This is a genomic window from Burkholderia sp. AU45274 (genome assembly GCF_030482505.1).
Taxonomy (GTDB): Bacteria; Pseudomonadota; Gammaproteobacteria; order Burkholderiales; family Burkholderiaceae; genus Burkholderia.
On sequence record NZ_JAUJQE010000001.1, the window covers coordinates 80,833 to 97,593 of the forward strand.

Annotated in this window: 13 protein-coding genes; 7 read left to right on the top strand and 6 right to left on the bottom strand. The window is 63.2% G+C overall.

The features are described 5' to 3' along the window. Window positions 1–21 precede the first annotated feature (21 nt). From QZM35_RS00405 to QZM35_RS00430, 6 genes are all read right to left on the bottom strand, one after another. Complete coding sequence (locus tag QZM35_RS00405; protein ID WP_174975079.1) at window positions 22–354, bottom strand: TrfB-related DNA-binding protein; 333 nt, start codon at window positions 352–354, stop codon at window positions 22–24. Next, the gene (locus QZM35_RS00410) at window positions 355–612 is read right to left on the bottom strand and encodes a PAAR domain-containing protein (RefSeq protein WP_089432094.1); all 258 of its coding nucleotides are present in this window, start codon (window positions 610–612) and stop codon (window positions 355–357) included. 79 nt (window positions 613–691) lie between these two features. After that, window positions 692–2,035 carry a virulence factor gene (locus QZM35_RS00415; RefSeq protein ID WP_301775177.1) on the bottom strand — a complete coding sequence of 448 codons (1,344 nt, stop codon included), beginning with the start codon at window positions 2,033–2,035 and terminating at the stop codon, window positions 692–694. A 65-nt stretch (window positions 2,036–2,100) separates the two neighbouring features. Beyond that, window positions 2,101–3,444 carry a virulence factor gene (locus tag QZM35_RS00420; RefSeq protein WP_301775178.1) on the bottom strand — a complete coding sequence of 448 codons (1,344 nt, stop codon included), beginning with the start codon at window positions 3,442–3,444 and terminating at the stop codon, window positions 2,101–2,103. Window positions 3,445–3,578: 134 nt separating this feature from the next. Then, window positions 3,579–5,891, bottom strand: coding sequence for a hypothetical protein (locus QZM35_RS00425; RefSeq protein WP_301775179.1), 2,313 nt, complete (start codon window positions 5,889–5,891; stop codon window positions 3,579–3,581). 19 nt (window positions 5,892–5,910) lie between these two features. Continuing rightward, a complete protein-coding gene (locus QZM35_RS00430; RefSeq protein ID WP_301775798.1) occupies window positions 5,911–8,673 on the bottom strand; it encodes a type VI secretion system Vgr family protein in 2,763 nt (920 codons plus the stop codon). 512 nt (window positions 8,674–9,185) lie between these two features. Between QZM35_RS00430 and QZM35_RS00435 the strand changes: the two genes are divergently transcribed. The 7 genes from QZM35_RS00435 to QZM35_RS00465 all read left to right on the top strand — a co-directional run bounded on the left by QZM35_RS00435 (window position 9,186) and on the right by QZM35_RS00465 (window position 16,748). Then, a complete protein-coding gene (locus QZM35_RS00435; RefSeq protein WP_301775180.1) occupies window positions 9,186–9,605 on the top strand; it encodes a hypothetical protein in 420 nt (139 codons plus the stop codon). Between the two features lie 549 nt (window positions 9,606–10,154). After that, complete coding sequence (locus QZM35_RS00440) at window positions 10,155–11,411, top strand: MFS transporter (protein WP_089432098.1); 1,257 nt, start codon at window positions 10,155–10,157, stop codon at window positions 11,409–11,411. 145 nt (window positions 11,412–11,556) lie between these two features. Then, window positions 11,557–12,486 carry a LysR family transcriptional regulator gene (locus tag QZM35_RS00445; RefSeq protein WP_089428388.1) on the top strand — a complete coding sequence of 310 codons (930 nt, stop codon included), beginning with the start codon at window positions 11,557–11,559 and terminating at the stop codon, window positions 12,484–12,486. A gap of 115 nt (window positions 12,487–12,601) precedes the next feature. After that, a complete protein-coding gene (locus QZM35_RS00450; protein ID WP_089428387.1) occupies window positions 12,602–13,096 on the top strand; it encodes a hydroxyquinol 1,2-dioxygenase in 495 nt (164 codons plus the stop codon). Window positions 13,097–13,134: 38 nt separating this feature from the next. After that, window positions 13,135–14,154, top strand: coding sequence for a hydroxyquinol 1,2-dioxygenase (locus tag QZM35_RS00455; protein ID WP_089428386.1), 1,020 nt, complete (start codon window positions 13,135–13,137; stop codon window positions 14,152–14,154). Window positions 14,155–14,205: 51 nt separating this feature from the next. Further along, a complete protein-coding gene (locus tag QZM35_RS00460) occupies window positions 14,206–15,672 on the top strand; it encodes an aldehyde dehydrogenase family protein (protein WP_089428385.1) in 1,467 nt (488 codons plus the stop codon). Between the two features lie 8 nt (window positions 15,673–15,680). Continuing rightward, window positions 15,681–16,748: a maleylacetate reductase gene (locus QZM35_RS00465; RefSeq protein ID WP_174975072.1), complete on the top strand. Its 1,068-nt coding sequence runs from the start codon at window positions 15,681–15,683 to the stop codon at window positions 16,746–16,748. Window positions 16,749–16,761 lie beyond the last annotated feature (13 nt).

Consider the following 16,761-nt stretch of genomic DNA (forward strand, 5'->3'; position numbering starts at 1 on the left):
AGTTCCGGGGGCGGGAATCGATCAGGTCGCCGTATCTTGTTCGTTCTGAATCGCCAATCGATATGCATCCCGCACCCATGCCTGGAGTGCGGGCTCGTATCTGGCCGGGATCGTGATCGTGAGGGTGGTGAGGCGCGTACAGTTTCCCGGTAGCTCCAGATACCGCTGCCACACCTTCCGTACGAGCTGCGACATCGCGGAACACGTCATGCCGACTTCCGCCGCCACGGCCCGCTGTGATCGGCCCTTGACGAAAATCTCGTGTAGAGCCCACTGGTTCAAGGGCTTGATTCGTGTATTTTGCACGCGCAACAGGCGGAACTGTTCGGCAGTCATGCGTCGGGTCTTTTGCATTCAAACTCGCCCGGAAGTGTGAAGGGAGGAAATCAAGGTCGCGCCGCATGAAGTCTTGTGACCATCGAAGGCAGCGTCTCGACCTTCGACCTTGAATGCCGTGTCGCCCTCGGCAATCTCGCAAGCGCCATGAATCGGACACGAGCATGGGTCGCCGATGCGGGCGACCGCGCGCCCCATCACCGTGCTTTTTCGGGCGCCGGATTCGACCCGGCCGCCGTGGGTGTGCGTATCTTCTACCCGGATAATTCCCCGCATGGGATTTCGTCCTCCAAATGGTTTGAGGTCTGACGCGGCGATCACGCTCGGATGAAGCAATCTGCCGCCCCCGTGTGCATCACCATGAATAGCCTTGCATGCCGTAATTGGTATCGTGTCGGCGTCCCCACCACGGCAGATAGGCGTTGTTGCCGCCGCGTGCGCGGAACCAGTCCTTGTCGGGATCGATCGGCGTGAGCGTCGACGGTGGTCGGACAACGACCGCGACCGGGTGATCCGGATCGGTCGTGCCGGCGACGAGTGCGTTGCCGCCGAAGTGATTGATCCGGCCGATGGCGAGCGCGACGTCGGTCAATGCGCTGCCGGTGCCCATGTCGCCGAGTAGGGCGGCTGTATTGAACGTCTGCTTCTGGTGGTCGTATTCCGGAAGCGTTTCGGTCAAGGTTTGTCCGAGCACCGCAAGACGTGCCGACGATGCGTCGCTGCCTTTGCCTGCGTCGTGAACGATGTAGTTGAGGTCGGCGGCCGCGATGCCGGCGTTGCGCGCCGCTTGGTCAATGGTCGCCTTCCATGCCTGCACGGCGCGGGTCGTGCCGACCTTCTTCGGAAAATCAAGCGTGTTACCGGTCGCGGCCTTGCCGATCCAGGCGAGGGGCTCACGCTCGGTGTTGAAGGTTGGGCCGGCGAGGAACAGCACGACAAGGTTCTCGTTGATCTGTGCATCCGTGGGCGGGAAGTTGGGTGCGTCCCAGTTCACTACCCAGACGCTCTTGTCGGGGTTCGCCTGCAAGTAGTCCAACGCGTTGTTCAGCGATGTGAAGCCGGCGTTCGCACCGCCTTGCGTGATTTGTACGTCGGGGAGCGCACTGCGACTCCACATCGTCGGGAAATGCGGGTTGCCGATAAAGAAGGTTTTTCGGATCGGCTCTGCCAGGTATTCGCGCGCGATAGCCGGATCAAGGCGCTCAGGAACTGCACCCTCGATGCGAATCCCGGAAAGTTCGCGCCAATCCTTCTTATCATCCGGTTTTACTGTGTAGAAATACTTGGCGTTCATCGCGTAACGACTACTCAGCAAGCGGGGAAATTTTTCCATGTACTTGTGGTAGAAGCCCTTGAATGTCTCCGTGCCACGATTTCCATAAGCGATTCCGGCTACCGATTGCAACGTAGTGAAAGACTTCGGATCTGTGCGCACCATGTCGTCATTCTTGTTCGGCGAGGCAAGCCCTTGCGTCCACAGCAGTTGCCATTCGGTCGGGTAGTCCATGCGTTGCAACGGATTCAGCCAGATCAAGCCCACGACCTGTGCGACGAACGGCTTCGCCGCTTCTGCGACGGCCGGCACCGCATTCGCTACCGGCCCCGGGACAGGTGCGGAATGCGCCGACCGGATCATGGTCGTCGTGAACAGAAAAATCACGAGTGCTGCCAAACTGGGTACAACTACAAATCGTTTCATCGAATCTCCTGCTGCTCGACGTGGCAGATACGTTCACATGTAACGCGCGGCCGCGCCGGTGCGCATCACCATGAATAGCCCTGCATGCCGTAATTGGTATCGTGCCGACGCCCCCACCACGGCAGGTAGGCGTTGTTTCCGCCGCGTGCGCGGAACCAGTCCTTGTCGGGATCGATCGGCGTGAGCTTCGACGGCGGCCGGACAACGACCGCGACGGGATGCTCGGGATCGGTCGTGCCGGCGACCAATGCGTTGCCGCCGAAGTGATTGATCCGGCCGATGGCGAGCGCGACGTCGGTCAATGCGCTGCCGGTTCCCATGTCGCCGAGTAGGGCGGTTGTGTTGAATGTCTGCTTGCGGTGGTCGTATTCGGGAAGGGTTTCGGTCAAGGTCTGTCCGAGCACCGCAAGACGTGCCGATGATGCGTCACTGCCTTTACCTGCGTCGTGAACGATGTAGTCGAGGTCGGCGGCCGCGATGCCGGCGTTGCGCGCCGCTTGGTCAATGGTCGCCTTCCACGCCTGCACGGCGCGGGTCGTGCCGACCTTCTTCGGAAAATCAAGCGTGTTACCGGTCGCGGCCTTGCTGATCCAGGCGAGTGGTTCACGCTCGGTGTTGAAGGTCGGGCCGGCGAGGAACAGCACGACGAGGTTCTCGTTGATCTGCGCGTCCGTGGGCGGGAAGTTGGGCGCGTCCCAGTTGATCGCCCATACGGTCTTGTCGGGGTTTTCCTGCAAGTAGTCCAGTGCCTTGTTCAGCGATGTAAAGCCTGCGTTCGCGCCGCCTTGGGTGATTTGCACGTCGGGGGGCGTGTCGCGGCTCCACATTTCTCGGAAATGCGGGTTGCCGATCGAGAATGACTTTCGAATTGAGTCGCGCAAGTAGCTTTGCGATTCAGCCGAATCAAGTCGATTCGGAATCGAAAGCTCAACATGAATTCCCGCCAATTCGCGCCACTCTCCTTTGTCGTTTGGTCCTACCGTGTAGAAATATTTTGGATTGGCGAAATAGCGTGAACGAATTATTAGAGGAAACTCGAACATGTACTTGCGATAGAAGCCTCTAAATGTTTCCTTGCCTCTGTTTCCGTATGCGATACCAGCTACCGATTGCAAGGTGGTAAACGACTTCGGATCAGTGCGAACCATATCGTCATTCTTGTTTGGAACGGCAAGTCCTTGCGTCCACAACAATTGCCATTGGGTGGGGTAGTCCATGCGTTGCAATGGATTCAACCACATCAGGCCAACAACCTGTGCGACGAAGGGCTTCGCCGGTTCTTCGGCTGCCGGAGCTGCATTCTCTGCAGGCTGCTGGACAGGCCCGGCTTGTGCTGGGCGCATCAGTGCGGTGATGAATAGAAACACCATGAGTGCAGCGAGGCCGGGTACTACAATGAATCGTTTCATCCAATCTCCTATCTCCAAATGTGCCGGGTTGGGTTGTTCTACGTGCGCCATCAGCGAGGCCATGAGTACGGTTGCGATCAGCCAAGTCGAAACGGCGACGGCGACGCGTCGCGACCGTGTGACGATTAGAATTTTCAAATCACTCCCCCGACCTTCAGATAGAAATCGCCTTCACGTTCGTCCACAATCGCGTCGGGCATATTTCCTTCGCCTCTCACTATATGTACCCATTCCTGCACAGGCAGATTGTCAATTTCGCCGCGCGAGAAATATTCATAGTATTTTTTGTTCGAACTATCTTCTGGAATACCTTTGCCTATCCGCCAATCCGCCTCAATTCGCAAGTCATAGAGTTGCTCTGGCGTCAGATAGCAAACCCCGATCGCCACATCGTACGCAAGCGCCTTTTCCGCATGCTTCGGATTGGTCATCGTCGTGGAGTGATTCGTCGGGCTGTTGGTCGAACCACGATCGAGCCAGTCGACAATCTGCTTGTCGCGCCATTCCTTGTAGCCCTCGGGCATTTCGCTCTTGCCGTCCTCACCGATCACGTGGCCGTCCCCATCGAGCCATTCCGTATTCAGCGTTCGCCGGGCCTCCATCCGCATCAACGCGCGGTCCTCATAGCGCTGTCCGGCTTCGCTCTCTGCCGTCCCTTGTGCGACGCTGTCATTGTTCTTCGGGTTGTACTGATCGTAGGGATCGTCCGCGCGCTTGTCTGCCTCGCTCTTGCTTGCGTCGCGCCATGCGGCTGGAGGATCGTTGCCTTCGTTGAAGTCGCTTGTCGCATTGCCGTCCTTCGTTTCGATGGGCTTGCCGAACCGCAACGCCTTCGGTGGGAACGGTTCGTCGAGTGCCGGCGCGTCCGCCACCACGGTCCAACCCTCCGGCGGATTGGCGTTCACGCGGAACATATTCAATGCCGAGCTGATCTGGGTCACGAAAAACATGATCGGCGCGGATGCAAGCGTGGCCGCTATCCCGAACACGGACTCGTTTCCCTTGAGTGCACCGATGAGGTTGAATTTGGCAGGCGGTGAAGGCGGATACCAGAATCCCGACGTCGTTCCCTCTTTGCCATGCCGCCAGTCATCCTCCCGATACCGATAGCGTTTCTGCACGCCGACGTGGAAGCCGGAGGCAAAGACGCGCTGCGTCAGCACGCCGGGGACGCTGATATCGTTCAGCTCGTTCTCGTCGATGCCGCGCCAGCCGATGCCTTGAACCGTGACGGCCGAAATCACCTGGTCGTGCGGACAGCAATACGCGGTGACGCGACCATACGTCGATCCGTTCAGGCCGTGGCGTACCCGATCCTCGTGCGCCGCATAAGACCGCTTGCTGGTCGGCGATACCCGTTCGTTCGCCATGTCTTCATCGATCTTGTCTGCGGGAAGTTCATAGGCCTTCCGCGTGCCGATGATCGACAGGAACTTGCCGAACGTTTTCGTGCGGGCGGTGTAGGTCTGCCGCCCGCGACGACCGCTGCCGTCCCTGGTCGCGCGTTGCGACCAGGTATCCATGAACGTATCGGATGGATTCGGGCCGTCTGCGCGCGCAAGACTGTACGGTGCATTCGCCAGCACGTAGGCGTCGGCCACGCAATGCCCGCTACGTCCCCACGGATCTTCGACATCGGGTAGTGCATCGCCGAAGAAGGCTGCGGTAAGGCCCACGATGTTGCCCTGGCTATGGCACACGACGGTAATCGGCACGTCGGCCTGCATGCGGCGAATCGACTCGATCAACCTCGCAAGGCGCAACGCCGCGAGCACGCCATATGCGCGGGGTGGCGCGCGATACAGCGGTCGATGGGTCGGGTTGATCCCCTGGACGGTCACCCACCCGGCCGCGCGGTCGTCGAGGCCGCCGTGCCAGAGATCGGGCAGGCTCGCGCAACCGTTCGTGAACGGGCCGCCGCCCCAGTAGTCCTTCTCGTTCAGGAAGATCTTGTCGCCATACTCTTTCAGCTCAGCGGCGGTCGCCCGATAGCCCCATCGGAAATGAATGACGGGAGAGAAGGACGGGTCGGATTTGATGTAGTTGCCGGACCAGAGCTTCGGATTCAAAAAACCGTCCGGCGTCACGCTTTCCGTGTACTTCGCAGGCACCAGTTGCCCGGCCTCGATACCGCGATACTTGAGTTGATCGTCCAGCCGTCCGAGCCGGCGGTTCAAGCCATCGCACAGCCCCTGCTCGGCGGCTTCGAACCATTCGCCTTCGGAGTTCACCCCATGCACGAAGATGACGATACCGGGCAACGGCATTTGCTTGAGGCAGATCAGGCGGGTGTCTTTCGTCCACATCGAGACCCCGTCGCTCCGGCCGACGACGATCTGAGGTGGCTCAGGACGCGACGCAGCCGCGTCGGGCACATCGGTCTTCGCGGCGTGCTGATTGGTGCGGGTGTCCTCTTCCGGTCGAGGATCGAGAGATGAGTCGTTCATCCGGACTCCTGCGCTTTAGTTAAACATTCTTCTTGGTGAACTTCACCGCCAGCCTCTCGAACCGGTCGGTATCGACGGCCGGCAGTTCCCCTGCCGTGTCGGTCGTCAAACTCGACAGCGTTCCCGATGCCTTGCGTACCTGTCCGTCGAACCCCGGTGCGGCGTTACCGTCCGTTGGACGAATCAGCTTCGGGACGCGCCCGAGCGGACGTTGATCGAATGTCGGCAAGTCGACGCTCATGCTTGCGGGGCCATCCCAGGCATGACCGTCCGATTTCACGGTGAACTTGCCAGGGCATCCCAGTTCGATATCGCCGCCATGCAGCCTGAGATACGCGCCGCCGGACGTGACGAATACGACTTCGTCGCTTGCCGTGCCGGCAAGCTTGCCGTCGGCCGCAGTCAACCGGATGTTTTTGCCGGACTCGATTTGCGTGTCGCCGTTCTGCGATTGAAGCGCGACTTTCCCCTGGTGCGCGATCGCCGATACGCCGTTGCCGTGCGCGAACATCGCGACGCCGTGTCCTGCATGCAGATTGATTCGCTCGCCGCTCGTGATCTGCATGTGTTGCTGCGCGATCTGATCGATGTTCTCGCCCGCATACGTGACGTGCGTTTTCGGCGTGACGTTCAGCGACCCCGCTTGCGCGCCGAACGCCATGAATGCGGAGGCTTCACTTGCCGCGCCCGCTTCCGATCCGCCGGGTTTCCAGTGACGGAATGCGTTGGCGAGATTGTCCTGGCCGGCCGTGTCGGCGGATTGCCCACCATGCTGGCCGGCATAATCACCGAGCGACTTGAACAACTCCGTGCATTGGTCGAGCAAGTGAATCAGCTCATCGCGGTCGAGCTGACCGCCGGTCGCGTGCGACCGCGCATAGGTCGTCAACAGCATGCCTTGGGCGGCGCGCAACGCCGCAGCGGCGTCGGTGCGCAGTTCCGCGCCTTCACCCCGGTCGCTCCCGTGTCCGTCCTTGCGCGGCTGCGTCAGGTAGCCGAGATTCAACTGGGTATGCGCATGTTCGCTTGCCAACTGCGCTGAGATTTGTGACGGCGTGTCGTCCAGTCGAAGCTGGTTGTGCCGGCGGCCCCTGATTTCCCGCGTCTTGATCCCGGACACGTAGCGGTTGCCCGGAAGCCCGCCGGTATGGCTGAAAGTCGCGGGCGGATTCGCGCCGTTGCTCAACACGCCGATGATCACCAGACGGTCGGGATCGCCCGACAGGTTCCCCAGCAAGACCTCCATGCCGACACGCGGCAGGAACAGCGCGCCAAAGCATTCGCCCGCGAGACTTGCCGCGACGCGAATCGGCGCGCTGTCACCGGCCAGGCCGTTCGTGCCGGCGCCTTGCGCGTGCGCATGGTCCGCCGGGTCCAGCCCATGAATCTGCACACGCACGCGGCCGGCCTTGTCGCAAAACACCTCTTCGCCCTGCGTGCCGACGATCGTCCCGGTCAGCAGGTGAACCGGCGGCACGTCGATCGCCGGATCGTAGGCCGGCTTCAGCGGCACGCCCCGTTGCACGCACGTGAAATTGTTCTCGTAGCGCGTGTCCGTTGATCCCGATGCATCGGGCGGCGGGGCGGTTGGCGTCAGATTGCGGCTTGCCGCGAACAGCCCGCTCGCGCGACCCGACAAGCCTGTCGGCAGGTTGTTCCAGATGACGTGTCGAATCGACGTGACGACGAACCGACGGCGATCGATCGACTTCATATCCAGTTCGGGATCGCCCGCCAGCGTGAACCCGTGTCCCACCAGCATGTCGCGCACGGTGCCGATGCCGTCGAAGTGCGCGGCTTCGAACTGATGGGCCAGCATCCGGTCTTGCGCGATGCGCGCGTGATCGTTCCACGAGTCGCCGACGTGCGGGATGTCGATCGCGACGTCGGTCAGCAGGCGCGCAAGGTCGTTCCCCGACTCGCCCTGGCCGATGCCGGTGACGGCCTCGAAGTCGTCCATGCGAGCGGTCTTGTAATCCCACGACGGGCGGCGGACCTTGCCGGGCGACAGGCTCTGGTCGTACGCAAAGAGGGTGACGGTGTCACGTTGCTCGGCGCCGGCGTCGCGCGGGTGAAGGCGTACGATACCGGCCGGCGCGTCTGGCAGACGATGCGGATCGTCGCAGAACACGAGCGTGTGAATCGGCCGCTCATCGGTCACGCTGCGCCTTCCGTCGACTGGCGCGGCCGTCGCGAAGACCGTGATGCCTTCCCGGCGTAGCAGCCGCCGGATGAAGCGGGCGTCGGATTCGTTGACTTGCCGCGTCAGCTCGCGTGCCGGATACCGATCGGCCTGCAACGTCGACAGGTCGAAATCGAACGCTCGCGCGAGTGCGGGGCTACGCTGTTTCCACTCGTTCATCAGCGTCGCCAGAATCTCCGGCACGCTGCGCGAGCGGAACAGGCGAGCGTTCGTGCGACGATCCATCAGCGACAGGGCATCGCATACATGCAGCTGATACACGGTGAGTTCGCCGTCGGATTGACCGGTTCGCACTTCGTGCACGATCGCGTTGATGGCCCGGATGTTGCCCCGATCGGTCGTCAGCCGGACCGATACGGGCAAACCAAGAAACAGCGAAGGCGGCAGGTGATCGTAGGTCGACACGCAGGTCAGTTGCCCTTCGATGCCCGACATCAGCCCTTCGCGGATATTGGCGTGATGGAGCGCCAGCAGATGGCCGACCGCGCGTTGCGCCCGCCCGAAATGGAGATCGACCGGCCGCTTGTTCCCGACGGCCAGACCGGACGCAAAATCCCGGAATGCTTTTGTTATCGACATCACTACGATCTCATGATTTATGTTCTTGATTCGTATTGGTTCGAACGGGTCTCTCAGTGCAATAAACGAATGTGCTCGGAAATGTGTGGGGGAGAATATCAATCTCGCAGTGAATATGAAATGAATTTTTATTTTTATATAACGTTTTAGTGTTGGTGAAACGGTATTTGACGTTTTTGATGATTGTTTTATTTAACGGAGGTCTTGCTTCGACGCGTGTTGGTCGTGACTGGAGGCGGGTGTGGTAATCGGTTGGGAGCATTTCTTGTTGTTCTAATCGAAGCCGGATTATTCAAATATAGTATTTGTCTTATATCGAATGAATCGCGCCGTGTTGCGGCATCCGAAAAGATGCGACTAGGATCGCGCTCGTATGGCCCGGGTGCGGTGGTGTGTTCCAGCGTTGGGTCGTTCGCTGCCTGCCGTCCGTGGGCGGCTTTTTTTTGCATGGCTCGCTATAGGTCGCCTGCATGGAGCCGGAAAGTCATTCGCGAGCCGAAACAGGAGGCGTGATGAGTTCGAAAGAGAAGGAAGCGTTGCTGTTCGCCGACGATACGCAGTACGACGACCCGCGCATGCGGGTGGCTGTCAACAGCGATACGGAAATGCACGTCAGTTTGGGCCGACACGGGTGTGCCCAACTGCAAGCCGATGGTGTGGTCGCATTCGAGCCGACCCTTCCCGTAACTGACATTCGCGCGAACATTCTGGAACTCGCGTCATTCGCCATCACGTTCGAGGACGGCAAGCGCGTCACCCGCGGGACGTATGCGGACGGGACGAGCTTCGTCGTGTCGATTGATCTGAGCACGGGCGCGTTGAGTGCGTCCGGACACGAGGTCATCACGATCGTGGCGACCGGTGGCGACCGATCCCATGCGGTCCTGACGTATTTGCCAAAGGTCAACCAGATTCGCAAGAAAACGCATTAGGCCCGCGGCCGGATGGCGTGACGAGTGATCCCGCCATCGTTCGCTTCTTTCGGGCGCGGCCGTTTCCATAGCTGAAAAGCTCGCCTGCCAAGGGATTTGGCCCCGATTGCGCTTCGAGCGATACAGGGTGAATCGCACCCTCTACCGGCTTGACGAGACCTCTGCCCAGCCTGTCGGATGGTGTTGCATGGCCCGCGTGAGCGGGCCAAGCGTAGGCGTTCGCGATGTCTATGAGGGATTCCCCCGCCACGTACGAGCGAGCGCCACGTCTATCTTGCGCGCACCCTCTCCACGCCCTTCCGCCGCCCCTTTCTGCCCACACCGCCCGATTATTTGCGTTTCGCGAATGGCGCGTTCGCCGGTTGTTCCATACCCGATTGGCGGCCGTGCACCTATCGTGGTGACGTCGGCTGATTGAACCCAACGCGTCGCACCCGAACGCCGGCCGGCACTTCCTCGCGATTCGCGTCGCACACAAAAGACATCGGACCGGGCTCATGCGCAGGCGCTGCGGCGCGCGCAGGCGAACCTGTGTCCACGGAGACGGACATGAAAGCAAACGAGTGGGATACCTCATACGAATGGAAGGCGGTCACGCTGCTGGCGCTCGGCTTCGGGCTGGTCGGCCTCGATCGCTGGCTGATTGCACCGCTGTTCCCTTCGATCATGAAGGACCTCAACCTGAACGCGCAGGACGTCGGCAACTGCATCGGCGTGCTCGGCCTGTCGTGGGGCATCTTCGCGGCGCTGATGGGCGGCATCTCCGACAAGATCGGCCGCCGCAAGGTGCTGATTCCGGCCATCATCGCGTTCTCGCTGCTGTCGGGTTTCTCGGGGCTCGCGGGCGGCCTGCTCGGGCTGATGGCGATTCGCGGCCTGATGGGCGTCGCGGAGGGTTCGTTCTGCCCGACGAGTTTTGCCGCGACGGCCGACGCATCGCATCCGCGGCGGCGCGGGCTGAACCTCGGCCTGCAGCAAAGCGGCTTCGCGCTGTTCGGGCTCGCGCTGTCGCCGATCATCGCGACGCAGCTGCTCGGCTTCGTGTCGTGGCGCTGGGTCTTTGCGCTCGTCGCCGTGCCCGGCCTGATCCTCGGCGCGATCATGTTCTTCGTGATCCGCGAGCCGAAGGTCACGAAGGCCGTCGCGTCGGAGCATGCGCCGGCGTCGCTCGGCCATGTGCTCAAGAGCCGCAACATCCTCGTGGCGATGGCCGCCTTGTGCTGCGCGATGACCGGCGTATTCGTGCTCGGCGCGCTGTTGCCGCTGTACCTGACCGACTACCTGGCGCTCGGCACGCAGAAGATGGGCCTCGTCGTGTCGGCGATCGGTTTCGGCGGTTTTCTCGGGCAATTCGGGTTGCCGGGCCTGTCCGACCTGGTTGGCCGCCGCCTCGCGAGCATCGTCGGCTTCGCGGGAACGGCCGTGATGCTCTATATCTTCCGCGGCCTCGGCCCGCAGCCGCTCGCACTGTTCGGCGTGCTGTTCGTTGCGTCGTTCTTCACGCTCGGGCTGGTGTCGCTGCTGTCCGGCCCGGTGGCGACGGAGGCCGCGCCCATCGGGCTCGTGTCGACGTCGATCGGCGTGGTGGTCGGGGTCGGCGAGATCTTCGGCGGCGGCATCGCGCCGGCGATGGGCGGCTATGTCGCCGCACACTTTGGCATCCAGAACATTCTGTGGCTGCCGATGGGCGCGGTCATGCTGGGCATCGTGGTCAGCCTGCTGCTGAAGGAAACCGCGCCGGCCGTGCTGCAACGTCGCATGGCGGCCGTGCAACCGGAACTGGCGGCGGGCGAGCAATCGCGGTAAGGCCATGGGCGGGCTGGGCGGTGCGTGCGGGCCGGCGTCATCGACGATTGACATCGATTGGGTGACAGAGTGACGCCTCCCGCATGACACAGCCCGTGATCCGCACGGGTAGACTGCCGGTTTCGCTGTCGAAAAAAGGCGCGGTATGGACCGGTTCCTGAGCATCGAGGCATTCGTCCGGGTGGCGGAGGCGAGCAGCTTCGCCGAGGCGGCGCGGCAGCTTGGCGTGACCAGCTCGGTCGTGACGAACCGCATCCAGCAGCTCGAGAAGTTCGTCAACGCGCCGCTGTTCCATCGCAGCACGCGCCACGTGCGCCTGTCCGAAGTGGGCGAGGCGTTTTATCGCGAATGCGCGGAGGTGGTGGGGCGCGTCAACGAGCTGACCGACCAGATGCGCGAGCTGCGCGCGACCCCGACCGGACGGCTGCGCATCCAGATGCTGCCCGGTTTCGCGCTCGATCACTTCGGCGCGCCGCTGGTGGAGTTCAACCGGCGCTACCCGGGCATCCAGCTCGACGTCATCGTCAATGACCGTGTCGTGGACCCTGTCGAAGAAGGGTTCGACATCGCGTTCCAGATCTTTCCGCCGATCTCCGAGTCGCTGATCGAACGGCGGCTGTTCACCGTCAAGCGCCTCTTCTGCGCGTCGCCTGCGTACCTCGACGCGCATGGTGCGCCACAACATCCGCGCGATTTGCTGCAGCACACCACCGCGCTCTATTCGGGCTATCCGTCGCGCAATCGCTGGACGATGACGCGCGGCGACGAGGTCGTCGAAATGGAGCTGCCGGGCATGATCCGCTCGAACTCCGTGCACCTGTTGCGCGAGTACGCGCTGTCCGGTGGCGGCGTCGTGTGCCTGCCGACGCTCGTGGCGAGCGAGGCGCTCGTCGCGGGCCGGCTGGTGCCGATCCTGACCGACTTTCAGCTCGCGCCGCTGAGCTTTGCCGCGGTTTATCCCGCAACGCAGCGACAGGCGTTGAAAGTGAAGGCGCTGGTCGAGTTCCTCGCGGAAACCATCGGCGACGAATCGCCGTGGGATCGCCCCCTTCTGGAGCGTGGCTGGGTGCGTTGAAGCGCGCGGATTATTCGCGAAACGCAAATGCCGTAGTCGCCGTCCCGTGCCTTGTTGCGGTGGTCCCTTGCCCCTAGAGTGGAATCCAACAAGCGGTTCAACTCAGGAGACAGAAATGACCGACACGGCATTCCACACCGTCTTTGGCTCGCTCGACAGTTACAAGAAAGGCGAGATCGAAATCACGAGCGGCAGCGCTCAACACTACGCGTTCTCGAATGTCTTCGAGGTCGCATCGAAGTCGGCCCCTTACGAAAAGGTCGTCGCCGGCAAGAACCTCGAATACGTGATCGAAGTGCTGCGGACCGACGGTCAGTCGCCGTGGTTCGCGTGCGCGCACGACGAGTTCGTGATCCAGATGGATGGCGAAGTCCGGATCGAATTCATCAAGCTAGATACGCCGCCGCAATCGGGCCGCGGCACCGTGAACGCCGGCACGCAACCGGCCGGCCGCAAGATGGGCTACGTCGTATTGCGCCAGGGCCATCAGGCGCTGCTGCCGGCCGGCTGTGCATACCGCTTCACCGCCGGCAAGCCGGGCGTCGCACTCGTGCAGACCATCCTGGGCGAGCTGTCCGTGGAGAAGTGGGCCGACATCTGCCTGCACTGATTCGTCCGACCTCATTCGACACTTCCAGGAGACACGTTATGGCCACTCTCGACACCCTCGATACCTCCGCAGGCTTCGCCGCCGATCTGGTGCAAGCCACCGAAGCCGATGCCGTCACCGGCTACCGCCGCTTCCAGCTCGGCGCATTCGAATTCCAGCGCGACGAATATTTCGTGAAGATCAGCTGGCCCGCGAAAGGCCAGACCCGCACGCACGCGATGCCGGCGGACGCGTTCCTGCGCGCGATGATGCGCGACGTGGCATGGGGCTTCTTCTACGGCTGGGTGAACTTCGATCACGTGTTCGGCACGCGCAACCACTACGGCAAGGTGGACATGTATGCGGGCACCTTCAACGGCATCCTGAAGGACGCCGGCGTGGACTACACCGAGACCTTCGACACGCCCACGATCATGGCGACCTTCAAGGCGATGCTGCACGACTGGACGAACGAAGGCTTCGATCCGTTCGCGGCGCCCGAGGAGACCGGCACCGCGTTCGGGCGCAAGCACGGCGAGAACGGCTCGGCGATCGAGCGCACGCGGATCGCGACGCGCCGCATGCCGGGCCTCGAAGGCGATTCGCCGCTGCGCGACGACCTGCCGGTCAACCGCGCGTTCCTCGACGTCGCGCAGGACGAGCCGGAAGTGCACGTCGAGCCGGGCTTCGAAGGCGAGCTGCACGCATTCAACCTGTTCAAGTACCTGTCGCGTTCGGACGTGACGTGGAATCCGTCGGTCACGTCGGTGTGCGGGCGCAGCCTGTTCTGCCCGACCACCGAGGAATTCATCCTGCCGGTGTTCCATGGCAACGACCGCGTCGAATGGTTCCTGCAACTGTCCGACGAAATCGTGTGGGACATCGGCGACAAGAACACCGGCGCGCCGCGCGCCCGCGTGACGATGCGCGCCGGCGACATCTGCGCGATGCCCGCCGACATCCGGCATCAGGGCTACTCCACGAAGCGGTCGATGCTGCTGGTCTGGGAAAACGCGACACCGAACCTGCCGCAGCGCTACGAGAGCGGCGAGCTCGCGCCGTATCCGATCGCGTTCTGAGCGGCGCGTCGGTTTCCGCTTGCGCTTCACGCCATACACCGAGGACGATTCATGCAAACCCAACTCTTCATCGACGGGCGCTTCGTTGACGCCGTCGACCGCGGCACGATCGACGTGCTGAACCCGCACGACGGCTCCGTCATCACGAAGATCGCGGCCGCTACCGCGGCGGACGTCGACCTGGCCGTCGAAGCCGCGACGCGCGCGTTCCCCAAATGGTCGGCGCTGCCGGCTGCCGAACGTGGCCGCTTGCTGCTGCGCCTCGCCGACGCGATCGAGGCCAACGCGGAGGAGCTGGCGCAACTCGAATCGCTGGACACCGGCCACCCGATCCGCGATTCGCGTGCGCTCGACGTGCCGCGCACGGCCGCGTGCTTCCGCTACTTCGGCGGCATGGCCGACAAGCTGCAAGGCTCGGTGATTCCTGTCGAGACCGGCTTCCTGAACTACGTGCAGCGCGCGCCGATCGGTGTCGTCGGCCAGATCGTGCCGTGGAATTTTCCGCTGATGTTCACGAGCTGGAAGATGGGCCCGGCGCTCGCGGCCGGCAACACGGTGGTGCTCAAGCCTTCGGAAATCACGCCGCTGTCGACGCTGCGCATCGTCGAGCTGATGGCCGAGGTCGGGTTTCCGGCGGGTGTCGTCAACATCGTCCCCGGCTATGGGCATACGGCGGGCCAGCGGCTCGCCGAACATCCGGGCGTCGGCAAGATCGCGTTCACCGGATCGACGGCCACCGGCCGCCGGATCGTCGAAGCGTCGCAGGGCAATCTGAAGCGCGTGCAGCTCGAACTGGGCGGCAAGGGCGCCAACATCGTGTTCGACGATGCCGATCTCGACGCGGCCATCAACGGCGCCGCGTGGGCGATCTTCCACAACCAGGGGCAGGCGTGCATCGCCGGCTCGCGTCTCGTGCTGCACGAACGCATCGCCGATGCGTTTCTCGAGCGCTTCGTGGCGCTCGCATCGTCGATCCGGATCGGCAACCCGCTCGATGCGAACACCGAGATGGGGCCGCTGACGTCGAAGCAGCACCTCGATCGCGTGCTGGCGTTCGTCGATGTCGCGCGCGAGCAGGGCGGCCGTGTGCTCACCGGCGGCAGCGCGCCGCAGGACCCCGCGCTCGCCAACGGCTACTACGTGCGCCCGACGGTCATCGAGGCGAAAAGCGCGACCGATCGTATCGCACAGGAAGAAGTGTTCGGCCCGTTCGTCACGGTGCTGCGCTTCGGCAGCGACGACGAAGCACTGGCCATTGCGAACGCAACCGAATACGGGCTGGGCAGCGGCCTGTGGACGAAGGATCTCTCGCGTGCACACAAGATGGCGTCGCAGATCAACGCGGGCATGTGCTGGATCAACTGCTACAAGCGCGTCAATCCGGGCAGCCCGTTCGGCGGCGTCGGCCAGTCGGGCTACGGCCGCGAGATGGGCTTCGAGGCGATGCACGACTACACCGAGGCGCGGTCGGTGTGGGTCAACGTCGACGGCAACGTGCCGCCGCACTTCAAGCGCTGAGGTTCGCCATGGATCGCTTCGTCTATCAGGGCACCCCGTCCCGCGTGGTATTCGAATGGGGCGCGCTCGACAGGCTGCCGGACGAGCTGTCGACGCTCGGCGCCCGCCGCGCGCTGATTCTGTCCACGCCCGAGCAGCGGCCGCTCGCCGAGCGCGTGGCGGCGATCCTGGGCGAGCGTGCGGCCGGCATCTGCGCGCAGGCGGTCATGCACGTGCCGATCGAGGTCGCGCATGCGGCGCGCGAGATGGCTGGCGAACTGGACGCGGACTGCTGCGTCGCGATTGGCGGCGGGTCGACGATCGGGCTGGGCAAGGCGATTGCGCTCGAATCGGTGCTGCCGATCCTGGCCGTGCCGACGACGTACGCCGGCTCGGAGATGACGCCGATCTTCGGGCTCACGGAAGGCCGGCTGAAGCGCACCGGGCGCGACGCGCGCGTGTTGCCGCGGACGGTGCTCTACGACCCGTCGCTGACGTTGTCGCTGCCGCCGGACATTTCCGCGGCATCGGGCATCAATGCGATGGCGCATGCCGTCGAGGCGCTGTACGCGGAAGACGCGAATCCGGTGATCAGCCTGATGGCGGAAGAATCGATCCGCGCGCTCGGCGAAGCGCTGCCCGTGGTCGTGCGCGATCCGGCGAACCGCGACGCGCGCAGCCGCGCGCTGTACGGCGCGTGGCTCGCGGGTACCTGCCTGGGCGCGGTCGGCATGGCGCTGCATCACAAGCTGTGCCACACGCTCGGCGGCACCTTCAACCTGCCGCACGCGCAGACGCATGCGGCGATGCTGCCGCATACCGCGCACTACAACCACGCCGCCGCGCCCGATGCGCTGCGCCGCGTGGCGCGCGCGCTGGGCGGGAACGACGCGGCCGAAGCCGGCCCGCTGCTGTTCGCGCTGAACGTACGGCTCGGCATCGCGCCGGCGCTGGCTGACCTCGGGATGCCGGAGGCCGGCCTCGACGAAGCGGCCGACCTCGCATGCCGCAACCCGTATGTGAATCCGCGGCCGATCGAACGCGACGCGATTCGCGCGCTGCTTCAGCGCGCATGGGAAGGGCGCGCGCCGCAATGAACGGCCGGATGCG